The sequence below is a fragment of the Paracoccus wurundjeri genome (genome assembly GCF_030678915.1).
Classification (GTDB): domain Bacteria; phylum Pseudomonadota; class Alphaproteobacteria; order Rhodobacterales; family Rhodobacteraceae; genus Paracoccus; species Paracoccus onubensis_A.
Map to the genome: position 1 here is coordinate 51375 of NZ_JAUUTZ010000002.1, position 20233 is coordinate 71607.

At 61.8% G+C, this 20233-nt stretch carries 17 protein-coding genes; 15 read left to right on the plus strand and 2 right to left on the minus strand.

Annotation, left to right across the window (positions count from 1 at the left end; genetic code table 11):
* The first annotated feature begins 147 nt into the window (after positions 1-147).
* The 12 genes from Q0601_RS02640 (at position 148) to Q0601_RS02695 (ending at position 14621) form a co-directional block, all read left to right on the plus strand.
* On the plus strand, positions 148-1647 hold the full coding sequence (locus Q0601_RS02640) for a M81 family metallopeptidase (RefSeq protein ID WP_305286848.1): 1500 nt from the start codon (positions 148-150) through the stop codon (positions 1645-1647).
* Between the two features lie 121 nt (positions 1648-1768).
* Positions 1769-2536 carry a 5'-nucleotidase, lipoprotein e(P4) family gene (locus tag Q0601_RS02645; protein ID WP_305286850.1) on the plus strand — a complete coding sequence of 256 codons (768 nt, stop codon included), beginning with the start codon at positions 1769-1771 and terminating at the stop codon, positions 2534-2536.
* A 281-nt stretch (positions 2537-2817) separates the two neighbouring features.
* A complete protein-coding gene (pip, locus tag Q0601_RS02650) occupies positions 2818-3795 on the plus strand; it encodes a prolyl aminopeptidase (protein ID WP_305286852.1) in 978 nt (325 codons plus the stop codon).
* Positions 3788-5566 carry a S9 family peptidase gene (locus Q0601_RS02655; protein WP_305286854.1) on the plus strand — a complete coding sequence of 593 codons (1779 nt, stop codon included), beginning with the start codon at positions 3788-3790 and terminating at the stop codon, positions 5564-5566. Before pip ends, Q0601_RS02655 begins: the two co-directional genes overlap by 8 nt.
* Before the next feature lie 9 nt (positions 5567-5575).
* Positions 5576-7000, plus strand: coding sequence for a M20 family metallopeptidase (locus Q0601_RS02660; RefSeq protein ID WP_305286856.1), 1425 nt, complete (start codon positions 5576-5578; stop codon positions 6998-7000).
* Positions 7001-7035: 35 nt separating this feature from the next.
* The gene (locus Q0601_RS02665; RefSeq protein WP_305286858.1) at positions 7036-8640 is read left to right on the plus strand and encodes an ABC transporter substrate-binding protein; all 1605 of its coding nucleotides are present in this window, start codon (positions 7036-7038) and stop codon (positions 8638-8640) included.
* A 76-nt stretch (positions 8641-8716) separates the two neighbouring features.
* Complete coding sequence (locus Q0601_RS02670) at positions 8717-9769, plus strand: ABC transporter permease (protein WP_305286860.1); 1053 nt, start codon at positions 8717-8719, stop codon at positions 9767-9769.
* An 8-nt stretch (positions 9770-9777) separates the two neighbouring features.
* Positions 9778-10689: a nickel transporter permease gene (nikC, locus tag Q0601_RS02675; RefSeq protein ID WP_305286862.1), complete on the plus strand. Its 912-nt coding sequence runs from the start codon at positions 9778-9780 to the stop codon at positions 10687-10689.
* Positions 10682-11548, plus strand: a complete 867-nt coding sequence (locus Q0601_RS02680) for an ABC transporter ATP-binding protein (RefSeq protein WP_305286864.1) — start codon at positions 10682-10684, stop codon at positions 11546-11548. Before nikC ends, Q0601_RS02680 begins: the two co-directional genes overlap by 8 nt.
* Entirely contained in the window at positions 11545-12327 is a 783-nt protein-coding gene (locus Q0601_RS02685; protein ID WP_305286866.1) for an ABC transporter ATP-binding protein, read from the plus strand. Before Q0601_RS02680 ends, Q0601_RS02685 begins: the two co-directional genes overlap by 4 nt.
* Positions 12324-13238, plus strand: coding sequence for a serine hydrolase domain-containing protein (locus Q0601_RS02690; RefSeq protein ID WP_305286868.1), 915 nt, complete (start codon positions 12324-12326; stop codon positions 13236-13238). The genes Q0601_RS02685 and Q0601_RS02690 overlap by 4 nt, the downstream gene beginning before the upstream one ends.
* A 3-nt stretch (positions 13239-13241) precedes the next feature.
* On the plus strand, positions 13242-14621 hold the full coding sequence (locus Q0601_RS02695; RefSeq protein WP_305286870.1) for an MmgE/PrpD family protein: 1380 nt from the start codon (positions 13242-13244) through the stop codon (positions 14619-14621).
* Here Q0601_RS02695 and Q0601_RS02700 read toward each other — a convergent pair.
* Both Q0601_RS02700 and pdxR read right to left on the minus strand, forming a co-directional pair.
* A complete protein-coding gene (locus Q0601_RS02700; RefSeq protein WP_305286873.1) occupies positions 14575-15498 on the minus strand; it encodes a LysR family transcriptional regulator in 924 nt (307 codons plus the stop codon). The genes Q0601_RS02695 and Q0601_RS02700 overlap by 47 nt on opposite strands.
* Positions 15499-15642: 144 nt before the next feature.
* Positions 15643-17112: a MocR-like pyridoxine biosynthesis transcription factor PdxR gene (gene pdxR / locus Q0601_RS02705; protein ID WP_305286875.1), complete on the minus strand. Its 1470-nt coding sequence runs from the start codon at positions 17110-17112 to the stop codon at positions 15643-15645.
* A gap of 113 nt (positions 17113-17225) precedes the next feature.
* Here pdxR and Q0601_RS02710 point away from each other — a divergent pair, with 113 nt between their 5' ends.
* From Q0601_RS02710 to Q0601_RS02720, 3 genes are all read left to right on the plus strand, one after another.
* The gene (locus Q0601_RS02710) at positions 17226-18236 is read left to right on the plus strand and encodes a TRAP transporter substrate-binding protein (RefSeq protein WP_305286877.1); all 1011 of its coding nucleotides are present in this window, start codon (positions 17226-17228) and stop codon (positions 18234-18236) included.
* Positions 18237-18329: 93 nt separating this feature from the next.
* Positions 18330-18890, plus strand: coding sequence for a TRAP transporter small permease (locus Q0601_RS02715; RefSeq protein ID WP_305286879.1), 561 nt, complete (start codon positions 18330-18332; stop codon positions 18888-18890).
* Complete coding sequence (locus Q0601_RS02720; RefSeq protein WP_305286881.1) at positions 18887-20227, plus strand: TRAP transporter large permease; 1341 nt, start codon at positions 18887-18889, stop codon at positions 20225-20227. Before Q0601_RS02715 ends, Q0601_RS02720 begins: the two co-directional genes overlap by 4 nt.
* The last annotated feature ends 6 nt before the right edge of the window (positions 20228-20233 follow it).

Genomic DNA, 20233 nt, shown 5'->3' on the forward strand with positions numbered 1-20233 from the left:
GTCGCAAGTTCCGGCGTGAAAGGAAGCTTGTCGCCCGCGCCGGATTATGCGGCCATCCGCTTCGGCCCTTGCCGGCATCAAGATCACAGGCATAATCTGCGCAGGCCGGACCATGACGGCCGGCAGATCAGAGAAGCTCGAATGCCTATGAAACCAACTGTCCTCAGCGCCGAATTCATGCATGAAAGCAACACGTTTTCGCGCTACCGCACCGACCTGCCGCAATTCGGTGCGGATACGTTGCTTTACGGAGACGACGCGATACGCGCGCGGCGGCAGGCGAATACCGAACTGGCCGGTTTCATGGATGTGGCGGATGCGTCCGGCTGGTCCTTGCTGCACAGTATCTCGGCCCATGCGGTCCCGGGGGGGCAGGTGGCGCGGGCTGCGTTCGATCACATTGCCGACGTCATTCTAAAGACCGCGCGGCGGCATCGCGAAGAAATCGACGGGGTGCTTCTGGGCCTGCATGGCGCGATGGTGCCCGAGTTCTGTCAGGATGGCGAAGGTTATCTGCTTGGACTGCTGCGGGCAGAGCTGGGTTCGGAAATCCCCATCGCCGTCACGCTGGATCTGCACGCGATGGTATCCGCGGATATGGCGCGCGATGCGCAGATCCTGGTTTCGTACAAGACCTATCCGCATGTGGATATGCGCGAGACCGGCGCACATGCCGCCCGGCTTCTCGACAGGGCGATGAAAGGCCAGATCGCGCCGCGGACGATACGCAGCCATGTTCCGATGCTGGACGAGGCGAATTCCGGCCGGACGGATATTCCCGAAACCCTTGCGCTCTATAAGCGTGCGCGCGAAGCAGAGGCCGACGGGCTGCTGGCGGTGTCCGTCAATGCCGCGTTCACCGGGGCGGATGTCTTTTGCGTCGGGCCGACCGTGCTGGCCACCTATGACAGCGGCGATCCTGCGGCGGAGGCGGCGGCGCAGGCGATAACCGAAGAACTCGCCACGGCGATCTGGAACGGCCGTGACCGGAATGACCGCGACTTTCTGGAGGTGCACGATGCCTGCGCCGAGGCGCTGGCCCATGACGGGGCGAACGGCCCACTGGTCATTGCGGATTATGCCGATAATCCCGGCGCGGGCGCCTATGGCGACGCGACCGCACTGTTAAAGGGCCTGCTGGATGCCGGTCTCGAAGCTGCCGTTTTCGCGCCGATGATCGATCCCGGGGCGGCGGCGGAACTTCATTCCCATCGTGAAGGGGAAACCGTGACCGTCACCATCGGAGGCAAGGGCGATCCGCAATTCGGAGGCGCGCCGCTGACGGTAACCGGGACGATCCGCAGGCTGTCGGATGGGAATTATATCGGCGACGGGCCAATTCAGGGCGGGCTTGCGCATACATTCGGTCCGGTCGCGGTGATCGATCTTGGCGGCGTCGAGGTTCTGATCGTGTCCGAGGCACAACAGATGGTCGATCTGCAGCAATTGCGCGCCTTTGGGATCGAGCCGACGGAGCGGCGCGTATTGGCGCTGAAATCAATGCAACATTTCCGCGCCGCCTTTGAGCCGATCGCGGACCGGGTCATCATATGCGATTCGGGCGCCCTCGCGACGCCTTGCGTTGATCGCCGTTCCTATACCCGCGTTCCACGACCTCTCTGGCCGCTGGATCGCGATTTCGGATAGCTCTTCCTGACGGCGCCCCGTGTCGCGAAGAAGCGGCGTTGTTTCGGTGAGCAATATTGATTGACTAATCAATCAATATTTACAATGGTTATCGGAAGACCAGCACCAACAGGGGAACAACATGAAGAAACTTATGCTGACCTGTGCCTTTCTGGCATTCACGGCCCAGGGCGCTGTCGCACAGGACGCGGGCGCGGAACCTGCGGACTGCCCGGTGGCCGAATTCACCATGGGCCTGCGCTATCAGCAGCAATCGGCCGAGGTGCGGGCATTGCAATTGCAGGCCTATAATATCGCGACTGAACGGCTGGATTCCGCGGTCGAGGGCGCCGAGGATCCATCGAAACTGGCCGTGGTGACCGATCTGGATGAAACGGTGATCGACAACACTCCGCTTCTGGCCCGCGATCTGAACGATTGCCATATGTACGACGCCTGGGACACCTGGCTTCCGTGGGAGCGTGACGGCAAGCCGACGCTGATCCCGGGGTCCAAGGAGTTTCTGGATCATGCGGATAGCCTTGGCGTGACGATCCGCTATGTCTCGGACCGGTCGGATGAACAGAAAGAGCATACGATCGCCACATTGACCGAGCTTGGCCTGCCGCAGGTCAGCCCGGAATCGGTGCTGCTTCTTGGCCCGCCCAAGGTCGAGCGGCGCGATATCATCAGTGCGGATCACCAGATCGTCCTGTTGATCGGCGATACGCTGCACGATTTCGACGGACGTTTCCGCAAGACGCCACTGGAAGATCAGAAGGCGACTGTGGCCGAGGAAGCGGCGAAATGGGGTGCCGAATGGATTGTCCTGCCCAATGCCAGCTATGGCCCCTGGTCCGAGGCTCCGCTGACCGCATGGGATGCCGAACCCGTCATCGAAGAATGGTGAATCCGGAAAGCCGGGAATAGCTCTTCCGGAAGAGATGATCCTGTTCGCGGGTGGCTTCTGCCCGCGCAGGAAGCTTTGCGCTTTGCAAGGGTTTTCGACTTGGTGCTCAATTCGTAATCATGTTTCCGGTGCCGCGGCATCGGTCGAATTTCCGGAAAACAAGCCGGGCGGCAGCAAAACATGGGCCTGGGCGGGCCGGTGCGCGATGCCATCCTTAAAACGGATAGTCCATGCGAATTTCGCATTTGACGGGCCAGACTTCAGGTCCCTAGAAATTTCATATGGAATCCACAAGTTCTTTGCCGGCCGGCACCGATGCGGACAGTTTTTCTGCGCATCGTCTTAAGGTCGATGACCAGCATGATCTGTACCTTGAGCGGCATGGCACACGCGGCGCTATCCCGACGGTGTTCCTGCACGGAGGGCCGGGTGGCGGGCTGAATCGGGCGGCGCTGCGCAGTTTTGCCTTGGCGCGCCATGACATCGTGCTGTTCGATCAGCGTGGGGCGGGCCGTTCGACTCCCCTGGCAGAGATCCGGGGCAATACCACGGCCGATCTGGTGCATGATCTGGAAAGGATCCGGGCGCATTTCGGCTTCGAGCGCTGGATGGTCGCTGGCGGATCATGGGGAAGCTGCCTTGCATTGGCCTATGCGCAAGCACATCCAAATCGGGTATCGGCATTGCGGCTGCATGGTATCTTTCTTGGCGGACAGGCAGAGATTCAGTGGTGGTTTCACGGTGTCCGGCAGGTCTTTCCCGATCACTGGGAGCGTTTCGCGAATTTTGTCGCCGCCGAGGAACGGGGCGATCTGCTACAGGCATATTACCGGCGGCTGATGTCCACGGATACGACCGTCGCGCAAGAGGCCGCGTGGCATTTAAGGAACTTCTCGGCCCGCACCCAGACGCTTTGCCCGGATGAGGCGCATGTCGCCCAGCTTCTGGAAAGCCCCGGCAAATACCTGCCCGTCGCGCGGCTGTTCACGCATTACTGCATCAACCATGCCTTCATGGCGGAAGGCGCATTGCTGGCCGGTATCGACCGGATCCGCCATATCCCGGCAGAGATCCTGCAGGGGCGCTATGACATGGTGACGCCGATGGTTTCGGCCTGGGCGCTGCACCGGGCCTGGCCCGAGGCCCGGTTCGAAACCGTTACCCTTGCAAATCATACCAGCTCTCCGGCGATGCTGGCAGCGCAGCGCGCGGCCTCGGACCGGTTGGCGGACAGGATCGGGAGCCTTGCCGATGATTGACCCGCAGACCATTCTTCCACTGCTGGAAATCCCGTCCTATTGCGCCCCCTCCCGATCACCGGGCGACAGAAGATTGGCCTTCATCCATGATGCCAGCGGCATGCCGCAGCTTTGGATCGAGGACACGACCGGAATCCGTCAACTGACCGGTCATGCCGAACCGGTCAACAGTTTTGCCTGGCACCCGGCGGGACATTCCATCCTGTTCACCGCAGATTGCGGAGGGGACGAGCGATGGCAGTTTCACCTGCTGGACGTGAAGACGGGCGCGATCCGCGCGCTGACGAACGATCCGATGACGGTCCATATGTGGGGGGCGTTTTCCCCGGATGGCAGCCGGATTGCCTATTCCGCGAACCATCGGCAAAAGGACCGGCTGGATCTTTGCGTGATGGATATCCCGACCGGAGCCGTGACCTCGGTCGCCGATCCTTCGGGTTATCAGGAAGTGCTGGGCTTTGCCGTCGATGGCGCCAGTTTGCTGGTGCGCCGCACCCTGGGCGCCGCAAGCGACCAGAAGCTGGAGCTGGTCGAAATCGCCTCGGGGCGGCGGGTGCCGGTGCTGGATGCCGCCCATCGCGTCAAGTTCGTGGCGGCGCGGTTGCTGAAAGCGGGCGGCGGGCTGGCATTATGCGATCTGGAAGGTGACCGGATCGCGCTTTGGCGCTTTGGTGCTGATGGTGGTTCCTTGGGCTGTCTTCATCAGGTCGCGGGCCGCGATCTGGATGCCCTTGCACTGGCGCCAGATCAGCAAAGCGCGGTGATCGCGGTAAACGAAGACGGTTATAGCCGTCTTGCGGGTCTTGATCTGGCCTCCGGGCAGGTCTCATCCATTGAAATGCCTGTGCCGGGCGTCGTCAGCGGGCTAAGCGTTCCGGGCGATGGGAACGCTGTGCTTTGTTCGGTCAGTTCGGCCGGTTCCGCCCCCGCGATATGGGAAATTCCGTTCGGCGGTCAGGCCCCCGCCTGTCTTCATGGATCGCCTGCACTGGGCGAGGGGGTGGCGCCTTCAATCGCGACATTCGACAGCTTTGACGGTCTGAAGGTACCCTATTTTCTTTATACGCCCCGGGGACCGCGCCCGCCGGAAGGGTGGCCGGCGGTGTTCATCATTCATGGCGGCCCGGAGATGCAATGGCGGCCGGAATGGCGTGCCGATGTGCAATGGATGCTGTCGCAGGGCGTGATGGTCGTGGCGCCGAATATACGCGGCTCGACCGGCTATGGACGGGCCTTTCATTCGCTGGACGATCACGAGAAAAGGCTGGACAGTCTGGCGGACCTGACCGCTTTGCGCGCAGCGCTGACGGATCGGCATATGGTGGATGCCGGCCGCTGCGCGATCTTCGGGCGATCCTATGGCGGCTATATGGTCATGGCCGCGTTGACCGAGAATCCCGAATTATGGCGATGCGGCGTCAATTTCTACGGAATCGGGAATTTCTTCACCCATCTGATGGCAACCGGCCCCTGGGCGCGATTGATCCGGGTGGCGGAATACGGGGATCCCGACACGCAGGCGGATTTGCTGCGGCGCATCTCGCCGATCAACCGGATCGACAGGGTGCGGGCGCCCCTGATGATGGTCCATGCCGACCGTGATCCCCGCGTTCCCCCCTGCGAAAGCGAGATTATCCATTCGCTGATGTTCGGACTGGGGAAGCGCTGCGATTTCATGCGCATCTCGCATGAGGGGCATGGTTTCAAACGTATCGAGAACATTCGCCGCGTGTTTCAGGCGCTGGCCGGTTTCATCGCAAAAGAACTCTGAGGAAGCACCATGAAGAACGAACCCGATATCTGGAACAGCGTCGACCAGCACGCGCCCGATCTGATCGGCCTGTCCGACCGCGTCTGGGGTATGCCCGAGATCTGCTATACCGAATACCGCTCGGTTGCCGAACATACGGCAATGCTGAAGGAAAAGGGGTTTCGCGTCACCGAGAACGTAGCGGGCATTCCCACGGCAGTCATCGGCGAAGCGGGCGAGGGCGGTCCGATCATTGCCTTTCTCGGGGAATATGACGCATTGCCCGGCCTTAGCCAGGAGGCCGGCGTGGCTGAACCGCGTCCCTTGCCGGGCAACGGGCAAGGGCATGGATGCGGGCATAATCTGCTGGGCTCGGCCGCGATGCTGGCGGCTTGCGCCCTCAAGGACTGGCTGGCTGAAACGGGAACGCCGGGGCGGGTGCGCTATTACGGTTGCCCGGCCGAGGAAGGCGGCGCTGCCAAATCCTTTATGGCCCGCGAAGGGGCTTTTGACGGCGTGGCCGCCGCGATCACCTGGCATCCGCATTGTTTCAACGAAGTGGCGCCCGCAAAGTCGCTTGCCAATACGCGGATGGATTTCGAATTCACCGGGCGGGCCAGCCATGCGGCGGCGGCTCCGCATCTGGGCCGTTCCGCGCTGGATGCCGCGCAACTGATGTGCACCGGGGTGCAGTATCTGCGGGAACATGTGCCGCAGGAAAGCCGCATCCATTATTCCTTCCTGGATGCAGGTGGCGTCGCCCCGAATGTCGTGCAGGCCAAGGCCAAGCTGCGCTTTGCCATCCGCGCGCCCGATCTGCCGGGCATGTTCGAACTGAACGAACGGGTCAAGCGGATCGCACAGGGGGCCGCGATGATGACCGATACCAGCGTCGACATTTCCATCATGAGCGCCGTGTCGAACCTATTGCCGAACACCCCTCTGGAAGAGGCGATGCAGGCCAATTTCGAACGCCTTGGCCCGCCGCCATTCGATGAGAGGGACCGCGCATTCGCCGCCGAAATACAGGCGACCCTGTCCCCCACCGATATCGCCAGCGCCTATCGTGGCATAGGGATGGCGCCCCGGAACACGCCGCTTTGCGATTTCATCGTGCCGCGGGATACCAGCCGTGATCTGATGATCGGCTCTACCGATGTCGGCGATGTCAGCTGGATCGTGCCCACCGTTCAGGCTCATGCGGCCACCCTGGCGATCGGGACGCCCGGACATAGCTGGCAGGTGACCGCGCAGGGCAAGACGCCTTCGGCACATAAGGCCATGACCCATGTGGCCAAGGTGATGGCGGCGACCGCGCAGGACTGCCTGACGGATCCGGATCTGATTGCCCGTGCGCGCGCCGATCTTGATCGTAAGCTGGCGGATGCGCCCTATACCTGCCCCATCCCGTCCGAAGTCAGGCCACCGCTTCAGCCCCGGCCGGAACCGGCCTGACGAACCGTCAAAAAAACAACAGGGAAACCAAAGAGATGAAACTGAAACACATGATGCTGTCCTCGGCGTTTGCGGCGGCTGTGGCTGCGGCTTTTCCGCTGCAAACCGCTGCCGAGACACCGCCCGATGTCATGGCGATGGCGTGGAATATCGACGCCATATCGACATTCGATCCGGCCCAGGTGGGCGAGGTCGTCACCATCGAACTGCTGGCCAATACCTGCGACCGGCTGATGGAATATGATCCCGAGGACGAGACCAATATCGTCCCCGGCCTTGCTGAAAGCTATGAGGTTTCCGAGGATGGCACCACCATCACCTTCAAGATTCGCGAGGGTCTGACCTTTCCTTCCGGCAACCCGGCCACCGCGCAGGAGATGGCATGGTCGCTGCATCGCGTTCTGAAAATCGGCCTGGGCGCCGCGGCCGCGTTGACCGAATACGGGTTCACCGCCGAGAACGCTGAAGAGCGGATTACCGCGCCCGATGACACCACGCTGGTGATGCAGTTCGATCAGGCCTATCCGATCTCGTTGGTGTTGCAGGCCATCGCGGCCTATCCGGTGGCGACGCTTATGGACCGCGATACGATCATGGCCAATGAGGTCGATGGCGACATGGGCAACAAATATCTGGCCACGCGGACCGAATGCGTGGGGCCCTATCATCTGGCGCGCTGGAACCCCGGCGAGGTCGTCATCCTCGAACGCAACGAGGAATATTGGGGCGAGCAGCCGGCGATGAAGACAATCCTGATCCGCCATGTGGCAGAGGCCGCCACGCAGCGCCTGATGCTGACCAGCGGCGATATCGATGTCGCCCGCGACCTGACCCCCGAGGATATCGCGGATGTGTCGCAGATCGAGGGCATCGAGATTGCCACGACCCTGAAACCGCAATTGACCTATCTTGCCCTCAACAACGAATTCGGGCCGTTCACCGACCCCCGGGCACGTCTCGCGCTGCGTTATCTGCTGGACTATGATGCGATGGGCCAGTCGTTCCTGCGCGATATTGGCGTGATCCGGCAAAGCCCCGTGCAACTCGGCGCGTTCGGGGCGCTGAGCGAGGAAGAGGGGCGGGCATTCTCTCTGGATATAGAACGCGCCCGCGAATTGCTGGCCGAGGCCGGCGTCGAACCGGGAACGAAGTTCTCGCTGATTCTGGGAACGCATCCCTATTCGATGCCTATCGGCCAGCACTTTCAGGAAAATGCAGCCGAGGCGGGGCTGGACGTGACGGTCGAGCGGATGGCCAACGCCCAGCTATTCGCGCGCGTGCGCGGCCGCGAATTCGAGATGGCGCTGATGAGCTGGCAGACCTCGGTCGGTGACGCGCATGGAATGGCCTCGCGCCAGCTCTATAATCCCGACAATGCCGCCGAGGCCAAGCTGACCCAATATCCAAGCTGGCGTTCGGCCTATTTCTCGGAAGAATACAATCAGCGTGTCATGGATGCCTTGCTGGAGCCCGACACCGCCAAGCGCGAGGAGCTTTATCACCAATTGCAACTGGACCAGATGCAAGAGGGTCCGCAGGTCTTCATCTTCCAGACAAGCCAGAACGTTGCCTATCGGACAGCGCTGAAGGGCTGGACCTTCCACGGGTTCAGGGCTTTCTACAACATGGTCTCGAAATAGGCCCCCATGCGCATGATGCCCGCCTGCCGTTTCAGGCGGGCATCGGACAACTTTCTGCAAGACGGAGGACCGGACCATGCGAGTGGCAGCGCAAGGAGGATATCTGACGCCCCGGCGCAGGCGGCGATTGAGGGAGACGCTGGTCGCCATCGCCTCGATCGGTGTGACGCTTCTGGGCCTTGTGGCACTAACCTTCTTCATCGGCAGGATGCTTCCGCTGGATCCGGTCATCAAGATCGTGGGCGAGAACGCCCCGCAGGCGGCCTATGACCGGGTCTATCGTGAATTGGGTCTGGATCAGCCGCTGATCGTCCAGTTCCTTGGCTATCTCAAAAGCGCCGTGACCCTGGATCTCGGCAACTCCCTGACCTCGGGGCGCCCCGTTCTGGAGGATATCGGCCGCGTTTTTCCCGCAACGATCGAGCTTGCGACCGTGGCGATGGTCATCGGCACCGGGCTTGGCGTGCCGCTGGGCGTGTTGTCGGCCATGTATGCCAATAGCTGGATCGACCATGTCGTGCGCACCGTCTGCCTGATCGGGTATTCGGCACCGAACTTCTGGCTGGGACTGATGGGGCTGATGATCTTCTACGCGGGTCTGGGCTGGGTGTCCGGCCCGGGGCGGATCGATTTTGTCTATGAATACGGATTCGAGCAGCGCACGGGCCTTTTGCTGATCGACACGATCATGGCGGGCAATTGGGACGCCTTTCGCAATGCGGTGTCGCATATCGTGCTGCCGGCGGCGATCCTTGCCTTCAGTGCGATGACCTATATCAGCCGGATGACGCGCAGTTTCATGGCCGCGCAACTTACGCAGGAATATATCATCACCGCGCGGGTCAAGGGCCTGTCCTGGCGCCGCACCGTCTGGCGTCATGCGTTCCGCAACATTGCGGTGCAGGTGCTGACCGTCATCGCGCTCTCCTATGCTTTCCTGCTGGAAGGGGCCGTGCTGACCGAAACGGTTTTCGCATGGCCGGGCTTTGGCCGCTATCTGACCAGCGCGCTGCTGGCGGGCGATATGAATGCCGTGGTGGGCTGCACGCTGATCATCGGCATCATCTTCGTGACGATCAACCTGATCTGCGACGTGCTCTATCGCGTCCTCGATCCCAGAACCCGGTAGGTGCGACGATGGATGATATGCATCAGCACGGCTTTCGCGGCTGGCTTGCTGCGCCGGTCCCGGCCTCGGCGGCGCAAGCGCGGGCGCAGCAGATCTGGTTGGGCTGCAAACGGTTCGCCGCCAACCGTTCGGCGCTGGCGGGCCTTGTTTTCCTGTTGCTGCTGGTGATCGTGGCCTGGCTGGCGCCGCTTATCGCGCCCTACAATCCCTTTCAGCAATCACTCTCCGCACGGCTCACGCCACCCTCGGCCGCGCATTGGTTCGGCACTGACGAATTGGGGCGCGACATCCTTTCGCGGATCATCTACGGCACGCGGATCACCCTTTATATCGCTGTTCTCACGGCCGGGATCGTTGCCCCCGTCGGGTTGATCGTCGGCACGATTGCAGGCTATTTCGGCGGCTGGATCGATCTGGTGCTGATGCGGATCGTGGATGTTTTTCTGGCCTTCCCTTCGCTGATCCTTGCCTTGGCCTTCGTCACCGCATTGGGTCCGGGAATCGAGAATGCCGTGATCGCGTTGTCGCTTGCCGCCTGGCCGCCAATCGCGCGGCTTGCACGTGCGGAAACCCTGACCATCCGCAAATCCGACTATGTGGCAGCCATGCGCATGCAGGGCGCGTCGCATCTGCGGATCATCTGGTCCGATGTGATCCCGATGTGCCTGCCCTCGGTCGTCGTTCGCGTGACGCTGAACATGGCCATCGTGATCCTGACGGCGGCAGGTCTGGGCTTTCTGGGTCTGGGCGCGCAACCGCCCAGCCCGGAATGGGGCGCGATGCTGTCCACAGGCCGGGAATTCATGATGAACGCATGGTGGGTTGCCGCTATGCCGGGCATCGCCATCCTTCTGACCAGCCTTGCCGTCAATCTGGCCGGCGACGGGCTTCGCGATGTATTGGACCCCCGCCATGACTGAACCACTGCTGGAGGTTGAAAACCTGCGCATTCGTTTTGCGGGCAACCGCACCGGGCGGGACGCGGTTCGCGGCGTGTCCTTTCGGGTCGGGCGCGAAAAGCTGGGCATCGTGGGCGAATCCGGTTCCGGCAAGTCGCAAACCGGGCGCGCGCTTTTGAAGCTGACGCCACGATCGGCACAGGTTACCGCCACCCGGATGCGATTTCGCGGAGAGGATCTGCTGACCGCGTCCGAGCGGCGGATGCGCGAGATCCGCGGGCGCTCGATCTCGATGATCCTGCAGGATCCGAAATTCTCGCTGAACCCGCTGATGAAAGTGGGCGAGCAGATCGTCGAAGCCTATCGCGTTCATCATCAGGCGGATCAGAAAACCGCAAGGGAACGGGCCCTGAAGATGCTGGAGGCGGTGCATATCCGCGATGCCGAGCGGGTGTTTTCGCTGCTTCCGCATGAAGTGTCGGGCGGGATGGGCCAACGCATCATGATCGCGATGATGCTGATCCCCGAACCCGACATCATCATCGCGGACGAGCCAACCTCGGCACTGGACGTCACGGTGCGCAGACAGGTGCTTTGCGTGCTGAACGAGTTGGTCGAGGCGCGGGATACGGGGTTGATTCTGATCAGTCACGACCTGAACCTTGTCGCCAGTTTCTGCGACCGCATTCTGGTGATGTATTCAGGGCGCGTGCTGGAAGAGATCGAGGCCAGCAACCTGCGAAACGCGCGCCATCCCTATACGCGCGCGCTTCTGGACAGCCTGCCGCGCCTTGACCGGCATGTCGATCCGCTGCGTGTGCCGCAACGCGATCCAAGCTGGCTGGATGGCCCCGTTTTCGGACCGGAGGAAGGATCATGACGCAATCGTTGTTGGAGGTGACGGATCTCAATGTGTCCTTCGGAGAAGAGGACGAGCGTCATCATGTCGTGAAGGATGTCGGCTTTCACATCGGGCGCGGCGAATGCTATGGGCTGATCGGAGAATCCGGCTGTGGCAAAACCACGGTGCTGCGCGCAATCGCCGGTTTGAATTCCGATTATGACGGCTCGATCCTGCTGGACGCTCAAAAGCAGCCAAAGGCAAGACGCGGCGCCGGTTTCCTGCGCCGCGTGCAGATGGTGTTCCAGGATCCCTATGCGTCGCTGCATCCCCGAAAAATGGTCGATAAAGTGCTGCGCGAACCGTTGCAGATCCATGGGTTCGACCGCCAGCGGCAACGGATCGATGAAGTGCTGGTGCAAGTAGGGCTGGATCCCTCGTTCCGCTACCGTTACCCGCATGAGTTGTCAGGCGGGCAGCGTCAGCGGGTCGTCGTCGCCCGTGCCCTGATCATGGAGCCCGAGATTCTGCTGCTGGACGAGCCGACTTCGGCACTGGATGTCTCGGTGCAGGCCGAGATCCTGAATCTGCTGACCCGGGTGCAGCGCGAGCGGGGTCTGACCTATCTTCTGGTGTCGCATGACATGGCGGTGATCGCGCATGTCTGCCAGCGCATCGGCATGATGCAGCATGGCCGTATCATCGAAGAGATGACATCCGAAGCCGTTCGCAACGGACAGGCGCAAAAGCAATATACACGCGAATTTCTGGACGCCAGCGCGGCCTTTGCCGCCGCGCTGGAAGGGGACGCCACATGATCGAGCAATTGCTTCCGCATATCGACAGACAACCGACCGCCGCGCTTCTGGTTTGGCAAAATGGCCGATTGGCAGCTCAGTTCGGCCCTCAGGACCGCAAGTTTCTGTGCCATTCAATCCGCAAAAGCATTCTGGCCGCCCTGATCGGAATCGAAGTCGATGCCGGACGTCTGGATCTGGCCGCGACGATGGAGCAGTTGGGTATCGACGATCACGATCCCCTGTCGACCGTCGAGCGTCAGGCGACGGTCTATGACCTGCTGACCGCCCGATCGGGCATTTACCATCCGGCGGGGTATGAAACCGAATGGATGCGGATGATCAAGGAAAAGCGCCATTCCCATGCGCCGGGCACATTCTGGTGCTATAATAACTGGGATTTCAACGCGCTCGGAACGATCTATGTCCAGTCCAGCGGTCACAGCGTGGCCGAGGGCTTCAACCGCCATCTTGCCAAGCCCCTGGACATGCAGGATTTCCAATTGCAGGGGCCCACGCCCGACGCCTGGGTCGAGCCCTTTACCGAATCCCGGCACGCCGCCTATCCGTTCCGGTTGTCCAATCGCGATCTTCTCCGGTTCTGCCAGCTTTATCTGCAAGGTGGCATATGGGAAAAGCGCCAGCTTCTGCCAGCGGGCTGGACAGGGCTTTGCACCTTACGCAACAGCGAGGCCGGAACGCATGGCGCCTATGGATATATGTGGTGGCTGGAGCGTGCAGGTTGCGGGATTCCCAATGTGGTGCTGCCCGAAGGCAGCTATTTCGCGATGGGGGCGGGCGGGCATTACGCGCTGGTCATGCCTGCCCGAAATGCCATCGTCCTGCATCGCGTGGATACCGAAAAGGACGACAGGGTATCGGATTTTCAATTCGGCGCATTGCTGGCCGCACTCCTTCAACATCTGGACTGATCCGTGAAACATGAAGAGACGATTGCCGGCCGGATAGCGCGCTGGTTCCATGCATCCCATGACCGGGGGCCCTTTGCGGCCGGACCTCAGGGGCGCGCGCTGGCGCAGATGGCAATCGCCGACACTCTGGGCTGCATGTATGCCAGTCGCCAGGATAACGTTGTCCGCGCCGTGGCAAGCGTTGCCGGGGCGCCGGGCGATGCCTGGCTGGTGACCGGCGGCACTGCCGATCCGGCCATGGCGGCGATGGTCAACGGCACCGCCGCGCATGCGTTGGATTACGACGATAATTTCGGGCCGGGGATGTCCCATGCTTCCGCCGTGATCCTTCCCGCGCTGCTGGCGGTCTGCGACATCTCACGACCGGGGCGTGAACTGATCGATGCCTATCTGGTGGCGCTGCAGGCACAGGCATTCGTGGGGGCAGGGATGGGCCCCGGGCATTATGCCGCGGGCTGGCACGGCACATCCACGGTCGGATCGGTCGGCACAGCCGCCGGGGTTGCGCATCTTCTGGGCGCCGATATCGATGGTCTGCGCCGCGCCCTGACATTGGCCTGCAGTTTCGCCTGTGGGACCAAGGGGCAGTTCGGCACGCCGGCCAAGCCTTTTCACGCGGGTCTTGCTGCGCGCAACGCTGTCGAGGCCGCCCGGCTTGCGCTTGCCGGGATCGAGGGAAGCCCCATAGCCCTCGAAGGCGCTCAGGGGTTTTCCCACATGTTCCGTGGCCCGAATATGCCCGGCTATGACCCGCATGAAATCGAGGCGACCGATCGCAATGTCATCGAGACCGACGGGGTGGTGCCCAAGCTGCATCCCTGTTGCGGTTCGACCCATCTGATCATCGATGCCATCGCCGATCTGCGCGGGCAACATGACTTCTGCGCCGACGCGGTGCGTTCCATCGATATCAGGGTCGGAATCGCGAATTTGCGCAACCTGCCATATACCCTTCCCGAAAACGAAATGCAGGCCCGCTTTTCAATGAATTATTGCGTCGCCGTTGCTTTGCGGGAAGGGCATCTGACCTTGCAGGATTTCACGCCCGAGGCCGTGCGCGCCCGTCGCGGCGATCCTTTGCTGTCCTGTCTGACCATGACCTCCTGGACCGCCGAGGAGGAAGCCGCCGCCGATGGCACGCGGCTGCCCCATCAGGTCACGCTGCGTCTGGCATCCGGCCAGACATATCGGGCCGAACGCCTTTTTGCCCGCGGTGATCTGCGCGATCCGTTCCCGGATGACGCGATGCGTGCCAAATTCATGGCCTGTTGCGACGGGGCGCCCTGGGCCAAAGGATTGCATGACTGGCTGATGGTGCTGGATCTGGCTCCCGATCTCAGGCAATTCGCACCGCTTTTCGGCAGATCTGATGGCCCTCGCTGACCGCGTTCCAGACGCTTTGGGCATAGCGGTCCATGTTGTGGCTTCGATAAAGGCGTATCTCGGTTTCAAGGTCGAATTCTGTCCCGCCCGCTCTGACGAGAATGCCGGATTTCAGGTCGTCGCCGATCATCATGCGGGGCAGCCAGCACATTCCGTGCCCCTGCCGGACCAACCCATGGATCACCGCCGCCATCGAGTTGTCGCGGACCTTGCGGAGCCGGGGCCCAAGCCTGTTGAAGAATGGTGACAGCGCTTGCTGAAAAAAACTGCCTCTGGTGTAGCCGCAATAGGCGATCTCGTTTTTGCTTTCCAATGACCACAGCGGCCCCCCATACCCATCGGAACGGGTGACCGGCACCGCGGTTTCATGTCCCAGAACGATATACCGGTGGTGGCGCAGCGCCTGCAGGTCGGGCACCCTGTCATGGGCAAAGGTCAGCAGGAATTCGGCCTGCCCCCTCAGGAAATTCCTGATATTGGCCGCCAGCAACGGCTCCGTGTTCAGCAGGTCCACCTGCCAGACCCGATCGGTTTCGTATTGCGCAAGCCAGCCCGGAAAGAAATGCAGCGCCAATGTGCTGAGCGCGATGAGATGGCATTTTTGGTCGGGGCGCCGGGCGTTGGGATGGCCGATGCCGTGAACCGTATCCATCTTTTCCAGAATATCCTGCGCCAGTGGCAACAACGCTTCGCCTGCCTCGGTCAGCGAGACTGGCTGGATGGCCCGGTCGAACAGGACAGAGCCGACAAAGGCTTCCAAAGTGGCGATGCGGCGCGACAGAGTGGATTGCGACATGCCACGATCCCGTGCCGTGGTCGAGAAGTTACGGCTTTGCACGAGATGCAGAAAGTCCTTGAACAGGTCGGTATTTATCATTCTCCCGCCTTCGGTCTGACCCGGCGTCACCGCATTAAGGGCTCTGTCGGACTTTGGTATCGATCAAGGCGGTGTTCGGCAAGAAGAGCGTTCCGGGAAGCCTTGCGCAGCAGGATGAACGCCGTCGCCCTGCTCGCGCAGGCGTCATATGTCCAGCGCGCGGCGGGCGATAATCCCGATACCCGGCTCGATATTGGCGTCCTGGATCGAGGAATAGCCGAGACGGAAGAATGGGCAAGGATCGGGCGGAGTTTCGAAGAACACGTCCCCCGGCTCGATCAGCACGCCGTCCTCCTGCAGCCGCAGGGCCAGAAGGCGGCTGTCGATGCCAGAGGGGGCCTCGATCCACATGCTGGATCCGCCGGACCGCGATGCCCCGGCGATCCGCAACGATGTGCGCGCAAGAGCGGTCTTCATCAGTTCGCGCCGGTGTTTCAATGCGCCGCGCAGTCGCACGATATGCGCGTCGTAATGCCCCAATGCCAGAAAATAGGCGGTAATGCGCTGCAAATGGTTCGGCGGATGGCGCAGCATGATCGAGCGCAGGCTGCGTGCCCGCGTGATAAGCGGCGCAGGCGCGACCATGTAGCCGATGCGCAGCCCGGGAAACAGCGATTTCGAGAAGCTGCCGATATAGATGACCCGCCCCGCCTGATCCAGCGATTTCAACGCCGGGGCAGGTGGCGCCAGATAGGACATTTCGAAATCATAATCATCCTCGACGATCAGGAAATCATGGCTGGCGGCGCGGGCCAGCAAATCGTGTCGCCTCTCCAGCGGCATGGTAGCGCCGGTCGGGATGTTGTGGCTGGGGGTGACGATGACCAGCCGGGTCCCTTCGGGCAGCATCTCGGGGTTCAGGCCGCCCTCATCCACGTTCAGGAAAGTGGTCGGGCTTTGCGCCCGGCGCAGGGTTTCGGCGAAGTCGGGATAGCCGGGTTCTTCGGTCACCGCCAGCCGGTCGCGGCGGGCCAGCAATTCGATGGCCAGAAACAATGCGTTCTGCGCCCCAAGCGTCACCAGAACCTCGTCTGGCTGCGCATGAATACCCCGGCGCGGCAAAGTGTTGGAGCAGATGAAATCGATCAGCAAAGGATCGTCGATTCCGTATTGATCCACCGCCAGATCGGAAAAATCCCGCGTGCCCCAGGCCCGCCGCGCGCAGTCGCGCCAGGCGTTGTGATCGAACAGGCTGGGATCGGGCTGCCCGTAGATGAACGGATAGCGGTATTCGCGCCAGTTCGCGGGTTTGCGGATGACCCGTTGTTGCGGATGATGATCCGCCAGCCAGCTTTCCCAGTCCAGCGTGGTGCCGCCCTGCTGCGGCTGCTGAACCCGAAGTCTTCGATGCGGTACCGTTCCCGCCACCATGATCCCCGACCGGGCGCGGGTTTCCAGATAGCCCTGTCCGACAAGCTCTTGATAGACCAGCGTGACCGTCATCCGCGATAAACCCAGCGCGGCGGCCAGACTGCGGCTTGAGGGCAGCCGCATGCCGGGCCGGGCGCGGGTTTCCAGGATCGCCCGCACGATCGCGGCGGCCAGCCGGCCCTGCAGAGTCGGTGCATCCTTGTCGCGCAGGAAGATCATCTCGACGGGGATGCGATTGCTCATCTGGACCTATCTTTGTTTCCAACTGGACCTATCCTGACGCGCCGTCACCTGCAACATCTTGCCACACCGGCGACCGCGAATAATGCGGCGCGATACACAACAAGGAGGTCTTCATGTCATTCATCACCCGGATCCTCGGTGGAACCGTGCTTGCCCTGTCTTTGGGCCTGCCTGCTCTTCCTGCCGCAGCGACCGAATACCGCATCGCCGTCGGCGACGGCGCCGGCGGCACGCAAGAGGCGCTTGGCAAGGCCTTTGTCGAAGCGCTTCAGGAAAAATCCGGCGGCGAGATGACCGGCAGGCTGTTTCTCAACGGTCAGTTGGGCGACGAACAGGACACTGTCACCGCCGCTGCGACCGGCACGCTGGATTTCTCGATCCTTGCGATCAACAACGTCATGCCGTTTTCTCCCAGTGTCGGCACGCTGACCCTGCCTTATGTCATCCTCAGCCAGGACGATGCCGAGACCCTGACCCAGGGTGAGGTCGGCCAGCAGATGATCGAGCAGACCATCAATGACGCCGGGGTGCGTATCATTGCCTGGGGCTATTCGGGCTTTCGCGTGCTGACCAATTCCAAGCGCCCGGTGGCAAGCGTGGCCGATATGCAGGGGCTGGTGGTTCGTGTGCCGCGCAACGAGATCATGATCGAAAGCTACAAGTCATGGGGTATCAACCCGACCCCGATGGCATGGGGCGAAACCTTTGCCGCGCTGCAACAGGGCGTCGTGGACGGGCAGGACAACCCCTACATGACCATCAATGCGATGAAATTCGACGAGGTTCAGAAGCATATCACGAACCTGCGCTATATCTTCTCGATCGAGCCGCTGATCGTCTCGGAAAGCCTGTTCCAAAGCCTGTCGCCGGAACAGCAGCAGCAGATATTGGAGGCCGGGCAGGAGGCGACGCAGTTCTCGGCGTCGTTCCTGCGCGAGGAAGAAGACAAGATCAAGGCCGATCTGGTCGAGCGCGGCATGGAAATCACCGAGCCCGCAGATGACGAACAGGAATTCATCGAGCTGGCCACGACGACCGTATGGCCGAAATTCTATGACCAGATCGGTGGCAAGGACGTGCTGAACGGTGTGCTGGCCGCGCTGGGACGCGATCCGGTCGAATAGGAACAGGCCGGCAGCAGCAGCGGGCGTCGCCATGTCGCCCGTCGCTGCCATTTCCCGCCCGTCACTCTTTTGAACCTTCAGCGGAGGGCAGTCATGTCTACGCTCTGGACACATCTGGACAAGCTTGAAAGCTATATATGCCGTGCCTTGCTGGCGGTTTTCGTGACGCTGTTATTCGCGCAGATCGTTGCCCGGCAACTATTCGGCTTCTCGGTCACCTGGATCGAGGAACTGTCGGTGATCCTGTTCGTCTGGTTCGCCTATTTTGGCGCATCCTACGCCGCCCGGGTATCGGCGCATAACCGGGTCCTGTTTCATCTGAAGGCCATGCCGCGCCGGACCGCCCGGATCATCGAGGCCATCGGCGACCTGATCTGGGTTGGCTTCAACATCGTCTTCATCTGGCAGGCCACCATCTTCATCAGCCGGTTGCGGCCCTTCGTGAAGGCCCAGACCCTGGGCTGGGAGATGCGCTATGTCTATCTGGTGCTGCCCATCGCATTCGCGTTGATGACCATTCGTATCCTGCAGGTGAATTATCTCAAGCTTGTCATGGGGAAGGATCCGCATGACCCGGACAAGGTCGAGATCGAGGAAATGCTTGAACTGGCCGAGGATGAACAGAGGGCCTACGAGCGGGAGCACAGGAAATGAACGATTATCTTGTAGAGGTCCTGTTCGGCGCCTTCGTCCTGCTGATGGCGCTGGGTGCGCCGATTACCGTGGCCCTGGGCGTCGCGGCGCTGGCCGCCATGCTTTATCTGGGCGACAGCCCGATCAAGATGGTGCAGATGGCCTGGTCCTCGGTGGGGACCTTCCCGCTGATGGCGCTGCCCTCCTTCATCCTTGCCGGCGCATTGATGGAGGCCGCGGGCCTGTCGCGGCGGCTGATCAACGTGGCCGAAAGCCTTGCGGGGCCGTTTACCGGCGGTCTTTCCGCCGCCACGGTTCTGGCCTGCCTTTTCTTCGGCGCGATTTCGGGTTCGGGACCTGCGACGACGGCCGCAGTCGGGATGCTGATGATCCCGGCCATGGTCCGTTCCGGCTACAGCAAGGATTACGCCGGGTCGGTGACCGCGGCGGCGGGTGGTCTGGGTATCGTCATTCCGCCCTCGATCCCGATGGTTATCTTCGGCATCTCGGCCATGGGGATCGCGCCCGCACCCGAAGCGGTCGAGGCGCATGGGCAGTTCCAGTCCGTCTCGATCTCGAAGCTGTTCATCGCCGGGTTCCTGCCGGGCGTGGTGATGGCGGGCGGATTGCTGATCATGAACTATATCCGCTGCCGGATGCAGGGCTTCCGCGGCTCAGCCGAGTCCTTGTCGCTGCGCAAATTCTTCTGCGCCTGCTATCAGGGCTTCTGGGCGCTGCTTGCCCCGGTGATTATCCTGGGCGGCATCTATGGCGGTTTCTTCACCCCGACCGAGGCCGCCATCATCGCCATCTTCTACACGCTGTTCATCGGCGCGGTGATCTATCGCGAGCTTGACCTGCACGAGATAGGCAAGGCGCTGGAGGCAACCACATGGCTTTCCGGCCGTGTGCTGCTGGTGCTGTTCTCGGCGACGATCTTCGGCCGGGTCCTGGTCGAGAACGGCGTTCCCGACATGATCGCCGGAAGCGTGCTGAGCCTGACGACAAACATCTATGCCATCTGGGCGTTGATCATCGGGTTGCTGCTGATCGTCGGCATGTTCATGGAAACGCTGGCCGCGATCATGATCCTTGTGCCGGTGGTGCTACCGGTCGCCTATATGGTCGGCATCGATCCGATCCATTTCGGCATCGTCATGATCTGCACGCTGTCGGTCGGTTTCCAGACCCCGCCACTGGGCGAGAACCTGTTCATCGCCTCGGGCATTTCCGGGGCCTCGATCGAGCGGCTCAGCATGCGCGCGCTGCCCTTCGCGCTCGCTTCTACCGGCGCGATCTTCGTCATTGCCTGTTTTCCCCAGATTGCCCTGTGGTTGCCACGGGCGCTGGGCTACTGACCCAAG